Origin of the sequence: Bradyrhizobium sp. YCK136, from assembly GCF_044570075.1 — a bacterium.
In the GTDB taxonomy this organism is placed as follows: domain Bacteria; phylum Pseudomonadota; class Alphaproteobacteria; order Rhizobiales; family Xanthobacteraceae; genus Bradyrhizobium; species Bradyrhizobium diazoefficiens.
Genome location: NZ_CP172426.1, coordinates 108,391 through 124,293, shown reverse-complemented (window position 1 = coordinate 124,293; position 15,903 = coordinate 108,391). Strand labels below are relative to the sequence as shown.

Below are 15,903 nucleotides of genomic sequence, written 5' to 3'. Positions count from 1 at the left end.
GGATCTAACAGTGCGGGAGCCATGTCCTTGTCCATCATGTCCTGGGGGATGTTGGTTTGAACCAACAGACGATTGCGAATCCGGTCACCGGAACGATCCCGGAATTCGTACAGCGAATCCCCTGCCACAAGAGTCAGGTCAGCCCATAGCCATGGAGGGAAATTCTGGCGAAGTGAGCCGGCAATCGTGCTCGTTGCTGAGCGGTCCGCGACCGGTCGCGAGAGGATCGTCACGCGAAGGCGCGGAGACCGCTTGTGGGCTCCGGGAGCGTCGCCGCGGCGGCGCGAGTAGAGCCGTCCCCGAAGGAGCTCGCCCAAGCAGGCAAGGCTGTAAGAGCCGCAGGAACTTTGAATTAGTACCCACTTTTCTTGGAACGTGAGTCGTGATTCAAGGTCGGGATGATACCCGAAGCAAGAGAAGTCCACCTTTCGAGGAAAGATCGCAAGGTGCTTGAGGCGTGCTGTCGCTCACCGGTGACGTTGCAGCGCGATTTGAAGCGGGCGCGGATAGTTCTGTTGGCGGCGGATGGGCGCAGCACCCGGTCGATCGCCAAGGAAGTTGGGGTCCAGCCGCGGATTGTCAGCCTTTGGCGGCATCGCTATGCCGACCATGGCCTTGAAGGGCTGCAAGACAAGCCGCGGCCTGGCAAGCAGCCGATCTATACGAAGACGACCGACAAGCGGATTCTGAAGCTGCTGGATAAGCCGCCACCGCAAGGGTTTGCGCGCTGGACCGGCCCCCTGCTGGCCGAGGCGCTGGGCGATGTCGATGTCCAATATGTCTGGCGGTTCCTGCGCAGCCACAAGATTGACCTGGTGGCTCGCAAGTCCTGGTGCGAGAGCAACGACCCGAACTTTACGGCCAAAGCCGCCGATGTTGTCGGCCTCTATGTCGCGCCGCCGGCGAAGGCCATTGTGCTGTGCGTGGACGAGAAGCCCTCGATCCAGGCTTTGGAGCGAGCGCAGGGTTATCTGAAGTTGCCCAATGGCCGCGCCTTGACCGGCCAAAGCCACGATTACAAGCGGCATGGCACCACAACATTGTTTGCGGCGCTCGAAGTCGCCACCGGAAAGATCATCGCGACCCATTCAAAACGCCGGCGCCGCGTCGAGTTTCTCGATTTCATGAACAGCGTCACCGCGGCTTTTCCGAACCGCAAGCTTCACGTCATCCTCGACAACCTCAACACCCATAAAAAGAACGAGGACTGGCTCAAGGCCCACCCCAACGTGCAATTTCATTTCACGCCGACAAGTGCGTCATGGCTCAATCAGGTCGAAGTATGGTTTTCCATCTTGCAGGGGCAGTCGCTCAGCGGCACCTCCTTCACGAGCCTCAAGCAGCTTCAGGAACACATCGATGCCTACGTCAACGCATACAACGACAGAGCCGAGCCCTTCGTCTGGACCAAGAAAAAGGTCCGTCAACGCCGTTTCAAAGGCCGCCGTATCACTCAGCTCTGATTCCGGGTATTAGAGCCGATCTCTTTCGGGCGGCTGTTCTGATCAAGACTGGCGCAATTGCAAGCCAGGAATTGCGACGCGCGTCCGATGGCGAAGTCTCCATCGAGGAGAGATTCAATCCGACAAATAAGACGGGGGTGCGGCATTCTCCGGCCCGATGGACCTATTGATAAAGTGAATCGATCTGCCCGGTCGATTCATAAAACTCATTGGACGGCGCTTCCCTCCGAAGCGAGAATCTGTCCGTGCCGAAACCCGAACCAGAACCGCTTCATCTGCGCCACATCGAAGCCGCGCACAATATGCGGCGGTTCTATGCGCTATCCACCCAGCCCACCTTATTCGGAGATCCGCAATTGGGGCCGCATCGGCACGAGTGGCAAAACCATGGTGCAGACCTTCGATAGTAGTGCGGAGGCGATCGAAGCATTCGTACGGCTGGAGCGTGCGAAGCGGAGGCGCGGTTACGCTGTCATGGACGAAAAACCGCCTTAGGCTGACATTCTTTCGAGGATTACGGCTCTGCCTGTGATGGCGGCGCTATCTGGTCCACGGCCTTGACGAGCAAGATTGAAAGAAGACGGAGCTCGTCCATGACGACTGCCAATGAGATCGCCGAAAAAAATTGCACCGAGAACGACCTGACAAAGGCTCAGGCGAAAACCATCGTCGATAGCGTTTGCAACGCGGGCACTGATGCGGCGTGAGCGGAGCCGAGCGAGCCTTCCCGGGTTCGGCAAGTTCAAGGCCAAGGACAGCCCCGCTCGTGAGGGGCGCAATCCATCGACCGTCGCAACGATTGCAATCGCAGCTTCCAGGAAGCTGCCTTTGCGAAGGCCAAAGCCCATCAAAGATGGTCTGAACGCAGGAGCGGACCGTAATGAAGGTGCATCGCAAGATGCAAGAGGACGGGGCTTATGCCCGCTCCTCGGCTGCGAGCGCTTTGTTGCGTTGGCGGATGAGTTCGGCCAATTCGACTTCGAGCGCCATGCGCTCCGCCGGCGTGAACAGGCATTCGCGCAGCTCGGCGCGCAATTCTTCAATGGTGTCGACGATCATGATCGCATCTCCGGTAGAAGGGAGCGGGCCCCGCCTTGCGGCGGAGCCGATTTCCTGGAGCTTCAGTCCCGGTTCGGCCGAGACCAGATCAGTTGCAGGCCTTCCGCACCTTCGACTTCGATCAGGGTGGCGTAGATCGGAGCCGGGAAGCTCGGATCGTCCAGCTTGACGGAGAGGTAGTCGCGCTCGGTGTCCTTGGCGGTCTTCTGCCAGGCGGCGCCCAACTCGGTCTTATGTTGTGCACCACATAATGTGGATTATGCGTAGAGCGGCATTATGCGGAGTGTTGGCCTGTGAGGCTGGATTTCCGCCGGTTTTGGCGGATTTTGCTTCGCATAATGTCGAACACCTTGGGCCGTCGTGATGCATAGTCCGCCTTAAACGGAGGTCGTCTTTGGTCTATGATTGCGGGCGACATGAACATTTAGGCGTAGGCTACAAAGTTGGTCGACAAGAATGACGCTTCGGGGGAAATCGCACGCATTCGACGGCGGTTAGCTGATCTGAATGCAGAGCGGACGGAGCTTGAGCGTGAACTGGAAGCGCTTGAGCAAAAGCCGATCTCCGGTAGCCGTGCGACCGAACGGCACGCTTTTGCCGATGCCGCTGTTACCAACAACTCGTCGTCTCTCGAGAAAATCGAGTTGTTCCGGCGCCTGTTCGCCGGGCGTCCTGATGTTTTCCCGGTGCGATGGGAAAATAGAAAAGCTGGACGCTCCGGTTATTCGCCGGCCTGTTCTAACGAATGGGCGAAAGGAATCTGCGGGAAACCGAAGGTAAAATGTGGGGAATGCCCGCATCAGGCTTTCATTCCTCCTTCCGAGGACATCATCGAAAAGCACCTTCGTGGCGGCGATGCCCGCACCGGTGACTTTGTCGCCGGTGTATATCCATTGCTCCAGGACGAAACATGCTGGTTCCTCGCCGCCGACTTCGACAAGGAGGCGTGGGCGGAGGACGCCGGGGCGCTCCTGCAAACCTGCCGCGGCAGGGGCATTGCTGCCGCTCTCGAGCGGTCTCGATCGGGAAATGGCGGCCATGTCTGGATATTCTTCAGCGAGCCGATCCCGGCGCGGATCGCGCGTCAGATGGGGGCGGCCCTGATCACGGAGACGATGGAGAAACGTCCCGAGATCGGCTTCTCCTCTTATGATCGGTTCTTTCCCAACCAGGATACGATGCCACTTGGTGGCTTCGGCAATCTGATTGCACTTCCCCTCCAACGAAAAGCTCGCGAAGTTGGCAACAGCGTTTTTGTCGACGGAGATCTGCAACCTTACGATGACCAATGGGCGTATCTGTCGTCTCTCCCAAGATTATCAGCTGATGCGGCCTTCGGGATCGCGAACGAGGCGGAACTGTCGGGACGGGTGTTGGGCGTCCGGATGCCGGTCGATGACGAACATGCTGACGAGCCGTGGAAGATGTCGCCGTCACGCCGTAGTGAGCCACGGCGTATCATTGCTGCGATACCACAGCAGATCAGGATCGTGGTCGCTGATCAGGTCTACATCGACAGGACAGAACTTCCGCCGGCCCTGATTGCGCAGTTCGTTCGCTTGGCAGCGTTCCAGAACCCGGAATTCTATCGCGCGCAAGCAATGCGTTTGCCGACATTCGGCAAGCCTCGGATCGTCTCGTGCGCCGAGCTCCATCCGCGACATGTTGCTCTGCCTCGCGGCTGCTTCGACGAAACTGTCGAACTCATTAAGAGTCACGGGGCGGTCGCCATTTTGGACGATCATCGCGAAGATGGAACGGCGCTGCCTGCCGGCGTCTCGTTCCAGGGCGGACTGCGAGGGCCACAATCCCGGGCTTTCGATGCTCTCGTTGCCTACGACAACGGCGTGCTCGCCGCCACGACGGCCTTCGGCAAGACGGTTGTCGCAGCCGCACTCATCGCACATCGCGCCCGCAACGCACTGGTTCTCGTTCATCGCCGGGAACTACTCACTCAATGGGTGGAGCGCCTGAGTTCCTTCTTGAACATCGACCCGAAACAGATCGGCGTTATCGGGGGTGGAAAAAGAAAGCCAACCGGCGTCATCGATGTGGCGCTCATCCAGAGCCTCGTCCGCAATGGAGAGGTCGCTGATATCGTTGCCAATTACGGTCATCTGATTGTCGACGAATGCCATCATCTGTCCGCTGCAAGCTTTGAGCTTGTCGCTCGGCGGTCAAAAGCGCGATACGTCGTCGGCCTGTCCGCGACCGTTGCCCGAAAAGACGGGCATCATCCCATCATCTTCATGCAATGCGGCCCTGTTCGCCATCGGGTCGATGCAAGAGTTCAGGCTGCCGAACGTGGCATTCGTCACCGCGCGCGCGATCGCTCGACGAAATTTGAATTGCCGCCGTCCTTGGCGTTGGCCGAACGCCCGTCAATGCCGACGATCTATGCAGCCCTGGCGCAGGACAGTGGCCGGAATGACCTTATCTTTGATGATGTATTGAAATCGCTTGAAGCCAAGCGTTCGCCCATCGTTCTGACGGAACGAAAAGACCATCTCGATTATCTTCAGCAGAGATTCTCGCCATTCGTGAAAAATCTTGTGGTGCTGCGTGGCGGCATGTCCGCGAAGGATCGCAAGCAGGCCAATACGAAATTGAATGTCTCTGACGATGATGAGCGCCTGATACTCGCAACAGGTCGCTATATCGGCGAAGGCTTCGATGACGCCCGATTAGACACGTTGTTCCTGACGATGCCGATCGCCTGGAAGGGCACCCTGGCGCAGTATGTCGGCCGTCTGCATCGCCAGCATGATGGCAAGAGAGACGTTTTGGTCGTCGACTATGTCGATAATACCGTTCCCGTTTTGGCCCGGATGGCAGCGAAGCGACGGGCGGGTTATCGCGCGCTAGGCTACGTGATCGAGTAGTGGCGCCCCGCTGAGAGCGGAGCGCCCTTGGCCGGTTCATCGCGACCAGATGAGCTTGTGCTCGCCCTTGTCACCCTGAACGAGGGAGGCGTAGACCGGAGCCGTGAAGGACGGATCGTCGAGCTTGAGCGAGAGGTACTCGGCGCCTGTCTCACGGGCGGTCCTGCTCCAGCCGGCGCCGAACTCGACACCGTTGGCGGTGATGCGATAGTCGGGCGCCTTGTCGTTGTCGCGGTCGCAGGGTTTGATGGTAGCCTTGACGTTGAGGGTGAGGGTCTTGATCGTGCCGGCGTAGGCGCCGTTGTCGTCGCGGGTGAAGGTGCCGATCTGAGCCATTGTCGTATCTCCTGAGAGTTGCCCGAAGCCGCCCGATGCGGCCTCGATGGCGGTCGTGAGGCGACGGACCGGACGACTGCACCCTTGGGCCGCAGCGTGAGCGGAGGACGGCGGTAGCCGAGCTTGTTGCCTCGCGAGGAATGCGGCGCAGCCGCAGGGGAAGAAGGTCGGCGGAGCCGTTGCAGGCCAAGTCCGGACCGGCGCCAGAACAGCCCAGAAGAGAGGCCGCCTGGGGGCTTCGCCGGCATTGTCGGCAGAGAACGACGTTGGCGGTCGGCGCCTCTTCAGCACGTTCGGCGCCGCCGGCGCGTCAGCCCTCCGGCAATACGGCCACCATGCTCCGACGCAACGACACACGCCGCGCCCGACGGGTCTCCACGGACACGTCGGGTTCGGATCCAGTGGGCAAAACGCCTATCGCATGGAATGGGATCGAAACCTCCGGTTTGCTCGACGCGCCGGGCGCTCCCGGCGTGAACAAGCAACTCGAAGGAAAACGTGGTGACAAAACGAAAGCGCAGACATCGTCGAAGCGTCGATGTCCGGATCAACTGGCTGCAACCGCATGTCGATGGCTTCAAGGACTGGCTCGCGCAGCGGAAGTACACACCGGCGACAATAACAGAAGTGGCGCGCCTGCTCGCGCTGTGGGCCGATTGGGTCCGCGCGTCCGGCTTCGAAGTCGAAACGCTCGCCGCCGGGTTCGCCGCATCGGCGTCGGTGTTCCGGGGCGGCAAGACAACTCGTGCGCCACAGGGCGCCGCCGCGCTGTTCATCGCCTATCTGCGCGAGAAGAACGTCCTGCCGCCGGAGCGGCAGCCGTCGCTGGAGGAGACCTGGCCATCGCTGGCCGTCCTCGATGCCGCCGGCAGGCTCCGGCAGCAGAAGCCCAATCCCCTGCGTCACCAGCTCTACGTCATGCTGTTCGGGCTGATCGCCGCCACCGGACTGCGCGTCTCGGAGGCGATCGCGCTCAAGCTTGACGACATTGGGCCCGATAGTGTGCTGCACGTCCGCGAGACCAAGTTCCGCAAGAGCCGGCTCGTGCCACTGCATCCGACGGTCATCGAGGCGCTCGGCCGCTATCTCGAGGCGCGCCGCCAACACGCCGGCGCAAGCGATTGGCTGTTCCCATCCGTCCGGCACAGGGCGCTCTGCCCGACGACCGTGAATTACACGTTCCGCTGCGTCTTGCGGCGAGCGGGAATTGCGCCGGAGCGAAGCCAGCAGCCTCGCATCCACGATCTTCGCCATACCTTCGCAACTCGCGTGCTCGAACAATGCGGCGTCGAGCGTGGCGCGGTCGCCCGGCACTTCGTCGCTCTGTCGACCTATCTCGGCCATGTCGACATCCGGAACACCTATTGGTATCTCCAGGCGACGCCGGAGATGATGGCGGATATCGCCTCGGCGGCGGAAATGCTGGTTGGAGGGAGCGTCGCATGACGAAGCTCGCCCCTCTCATCACAGGCTTCCTGCGCGACTACATGCCCCGCCAGCGCGGCTACAGTCCGGAAAGCTGCGAGACCTATGCGTTCAGCTTCAAGCTGTTGTTCGACTTCGCCGCGAAACGGCTCGGCACGCGTCCGTCACGGCTGACGATCGAAGACCTGGACGCGCCGCTGATTGTCGCCTTCCTGGCCCACATCGAACAGGAGCGCGGCAATGGCGCCGCCACGCGCAACCTGCGGCTCGCCGCCATCAAGACGTTCATGCGCTATGTGGAGCACCGGGTGCCCTCCGCCCTGGAGCAGATCGGTCGCGTCCATGCCATCCCGGTCAAGCGCCACGACCAGAAGCTCATCCGCCATCTGACGATGGAGGAGGTTCGCGCGATCCTCAACGCCCCCGATCTTGCGACACGATCCGGCGTGCGCGACCGGGCGATGATGCACCTCTGCTTCGCCGGGGGCTTGCGGGTCTCCGAGCTGGTCGGCGTTCTGACCGAAAACCTATCGCTCCAGCACGGAGCGAGCGTGACGATCCGGGGCAAGGGCCGCAAGGAACGCTGCCTGCCACTCTGGAAGGACACCGCGCGCGACCTTCGCGCCTGGTTGAGCGTCAGGGGAGCAGTCCGCGTGCCGGAGCTGTTCGTCAACGCACAGGATGAGCCGATGACCCGTGCGGGCTTCGAGTACGTGCTCGACAAGCACGTTCGTGCTGCGGCCGAGGCGTGCCCGTCGTTGCGCAGCCGTTCGATCTCTCCGCACCAGCTTCGGCATAGCTGTGCGGTGATCATGCTGCAGGCGACGCACGATATCCGAAAGGTGGCGCTGTGGCTTGGGCATGCCGATATCCGCACAACCGAGGTCTATCTCCGCATGGATCCCTCGGAAAAGCTTGAGGCAGTGGAAGCGGTCGTTCCGCCGGAGCTGCGCCGCGGTCGGTTCAGGGCGCCGGATGCATTGATCGCCTCTTTGTTGGAGAACGCATCTGCGTCCGACACGACGTGAGGCTTCATTATCATGCTCCGGTGACACGCCTTCGGTCCGTTCGGTGCGGCTGCACGATCACGCCGGCCGCATCAGCAAGTTGAGCCTTCTCCCGTTCGATCTTGGAACCGGAGAAGGACTCTCTTGTTGCGCACGAATCTGGTTGGTGCGGTGACGCCGTCATTGGCCTTGGTGATGCCTGTGAGCCGATGCTCTCCTGTGAGGCTGCTTGGGCCCACGTCCATACCGGCCTTTTGCTGGCGGATCACGCGCCACAATACGCTCGCTGCGCTCGCCGACCTTTACCCGCAATGGCTCGTTCGCGATCTTCTTCCCCTGCCGCCAAACGGCGGCATTCCTCGCGAGGCAACAAGATCGCTCAGCCCGCCATCCTCCGCTGACGCTGCAGGCCAAGGCTGCGGGGCGGTCGTTGCGGCGCTCAAAGATCGCCATCAAGGCCGCGATGGTCGCGGGCTTGAAACAGCAACAGGAGATTACCATGGCTCAGATTGGCACCTTCACCCGCGCCGAAGATGGCTCGTACACCGGCACCATCAAGACGCTCTTGCTCAACATCAAGGTACGCTTCCTACCGACCGAACCCTCCGACAACGAGAAGGCGCCGGACCTGCGCGTGATGGCCGGCAACGTTGAGATAGGCGCCGCGTGGCAGCGGACCTCGAAAGAGAACACCGTCTATCACTCGGTGAAGCTCGACGACCCGTCCTTCCCGGCGCCGATCTACGCCAACCTCGTCGCGGTCGATGACGGCTACGCGCTCGTCTGGTCGCGCTGACCTGGGCTTGCGGCGTCTCGCCTCGCGCGAGGCGCCGCGGCTCTCCTCAACGATATTATGCGGAGCGCCGCCATCCAAAACCCGCTGAAAAACCTGCGCTCAAATCACGCTACTCCGCATAACGCCACGCTCCGCATAATCGACGTTGCCGGAGTAGATGCGGAAGTGCGGTCCCTTGTCGGAAGGGGTGTCGACGCGGATCAGCTTGGCCTTGACGTTGAGGTTGAGCGTCTTGATCGCGCCGGAGAAGCCATTGCCCGTGGACGTGAAGGTGCCGATGGTAGCCATTGTCTCATTCCCTTGGTTTTCTCGGGCCGCGCCGATCGCGACCTCGATGGCGGTCGTGAGACCGGAGGCGATCGACCTGCACCCAAAGGGCCGAAATGAAATGGAGGGCGGCCGGCAGCGACTTTCTTGGACCGCGAGGAATGGTGCGCAGCGCCAGGTGAAGAAAGTCGAGGACGGACGTTGCAGGGACAAGATCGAGAGCCCGCGAAGCGGGATCGGCCTTCGGTCAGACCAGCCTCTATCGAGGATGGTGATGGGTGCGCCCGTCGCTAAACCACATGGAATGAAGACAGGCGGCCCCGATCCGTTCGGCCATTCGGATCTCAGGCAATGGGCGCGGCAAGCAAAATGCAGCTCACCTTAATAGGTCACCTGGACGGCGCGCATCACCCGCAATGGAGATCGTCACCGTCAGCATTTCGGCGTAGCCGTCGAAGTTGCCAGCGCAAGATCGATAACGAGGCTGGCAACGTACTCGCCATGTGGATGCAACCCGCCCACCGCATCCATGCGACCGAGCGCCCCGCGAGGCGTAAAACAGATGCTACCGTCGCTTGGCATGCCGGCCTCCGAGTCCGGGACGATTCCGCCGGCACGCGCGATGGAACGAAGCTGGGCGTTCGGGTTGCCACTCCACATCGTCGGAGAGGGTTGTGAGCGCAATCGGCCTCTGCAGCAATCCGGCTGCCGGGCTCGATTCAACCCGAACGTTATTTGGCCGGCGGTCGCAGCGGGCTTTCCGACTACTTCCGGGCGAGGGGATCGCGCAGCGGATCGTCCTCGCAGACCACGCAGACGTAGCGCGGCCCGCCGGGCGCGAGGTCGTCGGGCACGGCCGTCATCGGCTTACCGCACTTCGGGCCCAGCTTCCGGCTGAGGTAGAGCGGAGTCATGATTTTTGCCTGCCGGGACCAGCTTAGTTCCCCGTGCGCCGCGAGCACAAGTAAATCGCCGAAAATTGTCCGCATGCACCAGGCCGCTTGACGCGGAGTGCGTCTCACGTTGAAATCCGATTTTCAGTGATGTTGCGGGGGTTGCGTCGTGGAAGAATTTTATAGAGGCTTCGCACAGCGGGCGCGCGATCTGGCGGAGTACGCGGACCCGTTCACCAAGCGGCGGCTACTCGACCTGGCCCAGCGATACGATCTCAAGAGCAAACCGGGAGCCCCGGGCGCTCGGACTCTCCCGCCGCCGCGCGCGACGCCACCGACGGTGCTGTTTTCCGGCTCCGGCGAAGCTTAAGACTAATCGGAGCCAGGCCCGGTCGTCGGTTTTCTTGTTTCATCGACCGGTCCGGGTATCGGCCGCGCGCGGTCGCGGTGCTCGCGTTAGTACAAGCTGACCCTACAGCACTGAACCGCGCTGACTGCGGCGCGAGGAGTCAGCGCCTGCGCCGCGCGATCTCGTCAGCGACCATGCCCTGCGCCCGCACCAGCCGCTCATGCAGGGTCTCGAACATATCGAGGATGTCATCATTGGGTTCATTCTTGCCCTGCTCGATGGCTTCGGCGACGAGCTCATCGAGGGGCGTCTCCTTCAATTGATCTTTCTCCAGAAGATCCTCAAAAACGCTATCGCTGGTCGGCTGCGATTGGATGCGTCCGTCGGAATTGCACCAGACGGTGAAAGTCTGTTGCCCCAGAATGGCGTGCTCGACCATCTCCGCATCCAACGGAATCAGCGTCCCCCAGGCCTCGCCCGCCTCGTCCGCGAACCCTGCCACGTACATCCGTTGCTCCGCGGCGCCTTCATCGCCAGGCTGGAAAAATGGCGCGAGCGTGATTGGAGGGTGTTTTGCCATGACGAATCTCTCCGAACGGCCTTGCATCGACACAGCGCAGAAGCCGGGTCAGTGGGGGTGTTTCGATCACACGAAGAGACAAAGTCTGGGAACGGCGCCTCATCGACTCACGCCCTCTGCTTGTCTCGCCGGCGAGAATTGATCTGCGCCATCAGGATTGGACCAAGCGAAAATTCGCCGACCTCGGCTTTTCGCGTTAGACCGCGCAGATAACCGCCAGCGGAATTGATCGCCGTCCCGCGCTGCAGGATACACGCGACGACGATGGCTGCAGGCACCTCGCCCATAACCTTTTGCGCCTCCTCCCAGGCGCTCGGACTGATCCCCAGCATCGATCGTACAACGGCCGCTGTGGCCAGGAAATCGCGCCAGTTCGAAAGCCCGCCCTTCGCATAGTCGACGATGTCCGGGCATGCACTCAGGACCATTCCCAACGGATACGTCCCCTCCCCGACTCGCGATGGTTGAGGCCTTGGCTCAGCTCCCGCCGCCCTGCCTTCTCGAAGGCTAGGTTCAAGGTCAATGAGGGTATCTGGATTTGAATTCTGTATGTGGTGCTCAGAATGGGACTCATTGGCGCTCGGATTCTTGGATTTGACATGTGTTTCCAGAAGATTGAGTACGTCGTCGGCGAGCTGAGACAACTCGTCGGCGATCGGCTCGAGCTCCTGGCGCGTCGCGGTGCGCGGAATCTGATCGACGATCGCGCGGAAGGCAGCGTGCACGACCTTCCAATCGGCAGGCCCCTGCCCTCCCCTTCGCGTCGGGACGGCTTCCTCCATGCCAGTTGCAATCATCTTCCCGATGTCGCGCCGGCACAGTGTAATCCGCTCACGCACGAGCTTGAGTGCGCGGGCCTCGGCTTCGATATCCGCCGCCAGGCTCTCGAACTCTTCAGAGCGCACGACCAGCGGCGACAGATCAAAGCCGAAGGCGAGTTCAATCTCGCCGGCATCGTCCTTCCGCGCATACCGCTTGCCATTTGGACTGTCGCGCCGAACGATGAGCCCCGCGTCGACCAGCACAGCGAGATGGCGCCGCAGCGTCGATGCCGGCATGCCGTGCGCCCGCCGGGTCAGCTGATGGTTCGAGGGGAAGACAATCAGATCATCCTCCCCTGTCAGCGCGGTCTCGGGATGGAAGGTCAAGAGCGCGTTCAATACGGAGAGCGAACGCTCCGACACCCCAAGGCGCGGCCGTGCCGTGCAGATGGCGTGGAAGATCTTCCATTTGTGCACGATCTTTTCGGGAGGACGTTCCGTTGCGACCATCTGGCTTGCCACATGGGCAAGCGTCAGCGATCGCCGCCCAAAGGGCGTCGTTGGAGAGTGTGACTGCATGTCTTTGCCTCAGTTGGGCAAAGAAAATCCGCTCGCCGAAACGACGATAAAATCGTGTAGAAACTCTTGACTGCGATTCGCGAAAGTGATTCTCTGTCAGTCGCCAAACTTGAAGAGAAGGGCTTCCGGAACTCCGTTTCGGGGGCCTTTTTCTTTTGCCTTGTCTGCTCCTGGTTCGTGTTTACGGACGAGACCGTCAGGCCTCGGTACTTTCCTGACCACTGCTCTTCTTGGAAAAGGCGTCGAACAGGGCCGGGAGTTGGTCCACAAGAAATGCCGCGAATGTCGTCGAGACATTCTTGTCGATGGTAAGCTTCAATTCGCGCTCGGCCTGACGCACGTGCGCAATCTTTTCCCCGGACACGGAAAAGACCGGCTTCTCGTCCGGCTCTTTCGAGGGCTCCCCGCGAGATGGACGGGTTGCCGCGGAGAATGCTGCAAGAAATCGTGCGTCGGTTTCGCGCTCTGCAAATTTAGGTTCGGCGATCGCCGCTCTGACCCGTTTGAGCGCCGCGGAATCCTTGATCAATTCAGCGAATGACTGCCAACGGCCGCGGCCAACTTTCGGAGCTTTCCCGATCGCTTGAATGACCTCGGCAGGAACCGATCGAGCCACGGCAAGAAGTTTCGAGGCCTCCGCCCGATCGACCGACAACGCATCCTGCACGACTGAGCGGCTATGCCCGGCATCCTCGATATGCATCGCGAAGCTGGCGCGCTCAATGAAACTCAAATCTTCGCGCGGTGCGTTCTCGAGTCCTTGCGCCACGACAAGCGCTTCATCTGACAACGATCGCAGAATCGCTTTGACGGAAATACCTAGTTCGCGCGTGGCGCGGACGCGGCGATGACCATAGGCGCTCTGATAGCGCCCTTTCGCTTCAGGATGCTCCCGAACGAGAATGGGCACCTCTTGGCCACGCTGTGCGATCGACTGTTTGAGCGCTTCGAACGAGCTATCATCCTGATCGCGAAAACGGTCGGCCAGCGGTGACGGATCGACGAGCGAGGGGTCGATTTCAAGTATCACCGCCCCGGATGCAATTCGTTCGCGAAGTTCCTCGTTCTCTTTCTCCACTTCGGAGAAAGAGTCTTTCAACGAGCGAACCGAGCCCGACGAGACCCGCGGCAAGGCAGCGGGCATGTTGTCAGCTGACAACGCACTTGATTGCGGGGCCGTGAAAAGGCTCTTGATCGTGTCAGTACGTTTGCTCATCGACCCCACACCTTCTTAAGAAGTTGCGCGATTTCGGCATTGACCGCGTCGACCGATTCTAATGCCCGGTCGTAGGCGCCCCGCCCTACGGCGCCGCGCTCCAGCTCATAAAGTGATTGCTTGGTGAGACCAGCATTGGCGATCGCGGTCGATTTCCACACAGTCGCCTGGAGCACATCTGAACCAAAGAGGGTGCGGAGGAGAGCCACGATTTGAGCTTCAGGCACGTCATTGGGATCGTGACGCGTGATGACGTACCGGATGAAATCGTGATCGAGGCGCCCGCCAGCTTCTTCGATGACGGACATGAGATCCGACGTCATGAGAAGAAATTGGCTCATGGATGCGACATCGACCATCTGCGGATGGATGGTCACGAGCATAGCGGTCGCCGCGTTTAGCGCGCCCATGGTCAGGTAACCAAGTTGGGGTGGGCAGTCGATAACAACGACGTCGTATTCGTCTGCAACCTGGTCGATGGCACTGGCGACGCGGCGAAAGAACAGGTCGTGTCCGCGTTCTCGCCGCTCGACCATTGCTCGAGGCGTAGTGTGCTCAAACTCCATAAGCTCGAGATTGCCTGGAACGAGCCCTATCCCGTCAAAATAGGTCGGCCGGACAATCTCGCGCAGTGGCCGGCGATGTTCGTCATATCGGATGGCCCCGTACAGGGTTTCGTTCGCCCCAATGTCAAACTCGGGTTGGTACCCGAACATTGCTGAAAGCGAAGCTTGCGGATCGAGGTCAATCGCGAGGACCCGAAAGCCGGCAAGGGCGAGGTATTGCGACAGATACAATGCCGTCGTCGTCTTGGCGGAGCCGCCTTTGAAGTTTGCGACGGTGATGATTTGGAGCTTGTCGCCTGGGCGCCGGCGCGGAAGGAATTCCATTGCTTCGCGCGGCCGCGCAGTGGCTAGATACTCGCGCAACTCATGAATCTGACCCAGAGTGTAAGACCGTCGCCCCCCGGTTCCTGTCGCTGGCGTCGGTCCAAGTCCGTCAAGAGAGAGCTGCCGAAGGTACCCATCGGACACGCCCGCAATTCGCGCAACCTCTCCAGAGGTGAACGACCGGAGCGACTTGCTCGCCGAAGGCGGGAAAAGAGTTGTCGCGAGCGAGCGAAGCTGGCCGGAAAGAATGCCCGCGTGCCGAGTGATCCGCGCAGACGCAGTCTCGCTGATGGTAGCCGAATCTTCCGCTAAGATCGCCATTTGCCTTCTCAAGACGGTTTCTGCTCGTCAGACGCCTAGTCTCCGTCTTGAGAGATGGCCACGATTCTGTGATTTGAGCAAGAATTAAAGGGTTAACGAGTTATTAACGCTCGATGACGTGCCAAACGGCGCGCAGGCCCTTTTTTTGGTGCACCGCCCTGTTGTTGTCAGCTGACAACAACGGCTCGGCGCGAATGGGATGAGCCTCGACTATGGCGTGAGTCGGCTCGCCTTACGAGTCCCCAGAGCGTCATTTGTAGCTCGCCAACCGCTGCACTGAACGGTGCTGCCACGGCTGGAGTCCGGGCGACGGGACACGCCCCGGCTTGTAGCCTCCGTTCAGTGCTCTGATCTCAGGTCATGTAGGGCAAATTCTAGAGAATCGCGCCGCCATGTAGCGTCGGCTCCTGCCCGCCATTGCCCAACGTCTTTCGCCGCGGTCCCGCGAGAAGCACCCTCCCCGCCTCGTTCACGACAACTGCCTCAGACGCCCGCGCTGAATGGCAAGACACCGTAAAGCGACGATGTCGTCTCGCTTGGATCGGCGGCGCGCCGGACCTTCCCGGGTGTTGATCGGGGGGCTGGCGCGTCACTTCGCTGCGCCGCCGCTCGCCCCAAAAAGGGCAAGCAGAAGAACCGCACTGTCGCAGGGGGTCCACCGGGGCCGGACGAACAGGTCGCAAGCAACCGAGCAGACACATTCCAGGTCATCCGCGCTGGCCCTTCTCTTGCACTTCCGTGTGGCCACACCGACGGATCGCCAGGCGCGACATCGACCTCAGGGCTCGGCGCTGCAACGGAGACCCTCCTGACCTTTTTCTTCATCCCGGGCGATGCGATCCGACGAAGGAACGGCAACGGGCCGCCACCTCGTCCGGGATGCCGTGGTGCGGCGACCGGGGCAACAATGGACCGCGTGAGGGGCTAAGCAGGCGAACCCATTCAGGACCTTTGGGCGAGGTCCAGGCCGAGCTCGCGGTTGAAGGCCCCGTTTAACGGGAAGTTGACCGAAGGCGTCCGGCGTGGGGGTGCTCCTTTGGCGAGGCGGCAAGGCCGCCGAATGAATACGATCTCTCGAT

13 protein-coding genes and 4 pseudogenes are annotated in these 15,903 nt (G+C 61.0%); 8 read left to right on the top strand and 9 right to left on the bottom strand.

What is annotated here, in order from left to right; translation table 11 throughout:
* Positions 1–398: 398 nt before the first annotated feature.
* The 3 genes and pseudogenes from ACFLEY_RS48735 to ACFLEY_RS48725 form a co-directional block, all read left to right on the top strand.
* Positions 399–1,463: an IS630-like element ISRj1 family transposase gene (locus ACFLEY_RS48735; protein WP_026192128.1), complete on the top strand. Its 1,065-nt coding sequence runs from the start codon at positions 399–401 to the stop codon at positions 1,461–1,463.
* A 302-nt stretch (positions 1,464–1,765) separates the two neighbouring features.
* Positions 1,766–1,958: pseudogene (locus ACFLEY_RS48730) on the top strand (WGR domain-containing protein).
* Between the two features lie 98 nt (positions 1,959–2,056).
* Positions 2,057–2,327, top strand: a pseudogene (locus tag ACFLEY_RS48725) (HU family DNA-binding protein); the annotation flags it as partial.
* A 51-nt stretch (positions 2,328–2,378) separates the two neighbouring features.
* On the opposite strand, the gene ACFLEY_RS48720 reads toward ACFLEY_RS48725, so the two are convergent.
* Together ACFLEY_RS48720 and ACFLEY_RS48715 are read right to left on the bottom strand one after the other, a co-directional pair.
* Entirely contained in the window at positions 2,379–2,522 is a 144-nt protein-coding gene (locus tag ACFLEY_RS48720) for a hypothetical protein (protein WP_171901352.1), read from the bottom strand.
* A 62-nt stretch (positions 2,523–2,584) separates the two neighbouring features.
* Positions 2,585–2,749, bottom strand: a pseudogene (locus ACFLEY_RS48715) (DUF736 domain-containing protein); the annotation flags it as partial.
* Between the two features lie 216 nt (positions 2,750–2,965).
* Between ACFLEY_RS48715 and ACFLEY_RS48710 the strand changes: the two are divergent.
* Positions 2,966–5,404, top strand: a complete 2,439-nt coding sequence (locus ACFLEY_RS48710) for a DEAD/DEAH box helicase (protein ID WP_060910522.1) — start codon at positions 2,966–2,968, stop codon at positions 5,402–5,404.
* A gap of 36 nt (positions 5,405–5,440) precedes the next feature.
* Here ACFLEY_RS48710 and ACFLEY_RS48705 read toward each other — a convergent pair whose 3' ends face one another.
* A complete protein-coding gene (locus ACFLEY_RS48705) occupies positions 5,441–5,740 on the bottom strand; it encodes a DUF736 domain-containing protein (RefSeq protein ID WP_060910365.1) in 300 nt (99 codons plus the stop codon).
* Positions 5,741–6,241: 501 nt separating this feature from the next.
* On the opposite strand from ACFLEY_RS48705, the gene ACFLEY_RS48700 reads away from it, so the two are divergent.
* The 3 genes from ACFLEY_RS48700 (at position 6,242) to ACFLEY_RS48690 (ending at position 8,968) form a co-directional block, all read left to right on the top strand.
* A complete protein-coding gene (locus ACFLEY_RS48700; RefSeq protein WP_396604307.1) occupies positions 6,242–7,186 on the top strand; it encodes a tyrosine-type recombinase/integrase in 945 nt (314 codons plus the stop codon).
* Positions 7,183–8,193: a tyrosine-type recombinase/integrase gene (locus ACFLEY_RS48695; RefSeq protein ID WP_060910363.1), complete on the top strand. Its 1,011-nt coding sequence runs from the start codon at positions 7,183–7,185 to the stop codon at positions 8,191–8,193. Before ACFLEY_RS48700 ends, ACFLEY_RS48695 begins: the two co-directional genes overlap by 4 nt.
* 478 nt (positions 8,194–8,671) lie before the next feature.
* Positions 8,672–8,968, top strand: a complete 297-nt coding sequence (locus ACFLEY_RS48690; RefSeq protein ID WP_060912888.1) for a DUF736 domain-containing protein — start codon at positions 8,672–8,674, stop codon at positions 8,966–8,968.
* Between the two features lie 138 nt (positions 8,969–9,106).
* Here ACFLEY_RS48690 and ACFLEY_RS48685 read toward each other — a convergent pair.
* Positions 9,107–9,256: pseudogene (locus ACFLEY_RS48685) on the bottom strand (DUF736 family protein); the annotation flags it as partial.
* Between the two features lie 743 nt (positions 9,257–9,999).
* Positions 10,000–10,149, bottom strand: coding sequence for a hypothetical protein (locus ACFLEY_RS48680; protein ID WP_171901351.1), 150 nt, complete (start codon positions 10,147–10,149; stop codon positions 10,000–10,002).
* Between the two features lie 148 nt (positions 10,150–10,297).
* On the opposite strand from ACFLEY_RS48680, the gene ACFLEY_RS48675 reads away from it, so the two are divergent.
* Entirely contained in the window at positions 10,298–10,498 is a 201-nt protein-coding gene (locus ACFLEY_RS48675; RefSeq protein ID WP_038953878.1) for a hypothetical protein, read from the top strand.
* Between the two features lie 139 nt (positions 10,499–10,637).
* On the opposite strand, the gene ACFLEY_RS48670 is transcribed toward ACFLEY_RS48675, so the two are convergent.
* The 4 genes from ACFLEY_RS48670 to repA form a co-directional block, all read right to left on the bottom strand.
* Positions 10,638–11,057, bottom strand: a complete 420-nt coding sequence (locus ACFLEY_RS48670; protein ID WP_028152785.1) for a hypothetical protein — start codon at positions 11,055–11,057, stop codon at positions 10,638–10,640.
* Between the two features lie 107 nt (positions 11,058–11,164).
* Entirely contained in the window at positions 11,165–12,397 is a 1,233-nt protein-coding gene (gene repC / locus ACFLEY_RS48665; protein ID WP_060913225.1) for a plasmid replication protein RepC, read from the bottom strand.
* Positions 12,398–12,593: 196 nt separating this feature from the next.
* Positions 12,594–13,613, bottom strand: coding sequence for a plasmid partitioning protein RepB (repB, locus tag ACFLEY_RS48660; protein WP_028152783.1), 1,020 nt, complete (start codon positions 13,611–13,613; stop codon positions 12,594–12,596).
* Positions 13,610–14,824 (bottom strand): plasmid partitioning protein RepA, encoded by a 1,215-nt coding sequence (repA, locus tag ACFLEY_RS48655; protein WP_028152782.1) that lies wholly within the window; start codon positions 14,822–14,824, stop codon positions 13,610–13,612. The genes repB and repA overlap by 4 nt, the downstream gene beginning before the upstream one ends.
* Between the last annotated feature and the right edge of the window lie 1,079 nt (positions 14,825–15,903).

Excerpts from the sequence above, each read along its gene's own strand:
- ACFLEY_RS48735 (WP_026192128.1), top strand. The coding sequence starts at position 399 with ATGATACCCGAAGCAAGAGAAGTCCACCTTTCGAGGAAAGATCGCAAG.
- ACFLEY_RS48720 (WP_171901352.1), bottom strand. The coding sequence starts at position 2,522 with ATGATCGTCGACACCATTGAAGAATTGCGCGCCGAGCTGCGCGAATGC.
- ACFLEY_RS48705 (WP_060910365.1), bottom strand. The coding sequence starts at position 5,740 with ATGGCTCAGATCGGCACCTTCACCCGCGACGACAACGGCGCCTACGCC.
- ACFLEY_RS48695 (WP_060910363.1), top strand. The coding sequence starts at position 7,183 with ATGACGAAGCTCGCCCCTCTCATCACAGGCTTCCTGCGCGACTACATG.
- ACFLEY_RS48690 (WP_060912888.1), top strand. The coding sequence starts at position 8,672 with ATGGCTCAGATTGGCACCTTCACCCGCGCCGAAGATGGCTCGTACACC.
- ACFLEY_RS48680 (WP_171901351.1), bottom strand. The coding sequence starts at position 10,149 with ATGACTCCGCTCTACCTCAGCCGGAAGCTGGGCCCGAAGTGCGGTAAG.
- ACFLEY_RS48670 (WP_028152785.1), bottom strand. The coding sequence starts at position 11,057 with ATGGCAAAACACCCTCCAATCACGCTCGCGCCATTTTTCCAGCCTGGC.
- repC (WP_060913225.1), bottom strand. The coding sequence starts at position 12,397 with ATGCAGTCACACTCTCCAACGACGCCCTTTGGGCGGCGATCGCTGACG.
- repB (WP_028152783.1), bottom strand. The coding sequence starts at position 13,613 with ATGAGCAAACGTACTGACACGATCAAGAGCCTTTTCACGGCCCCGCAA.
- repA (WP_028152782.1), bottom strand. The coding sequence starts at position 14,824 with ATGGCGATCTTAGCGGAAGATTCGGCTACCATCAGCGAGACTGCGTCT.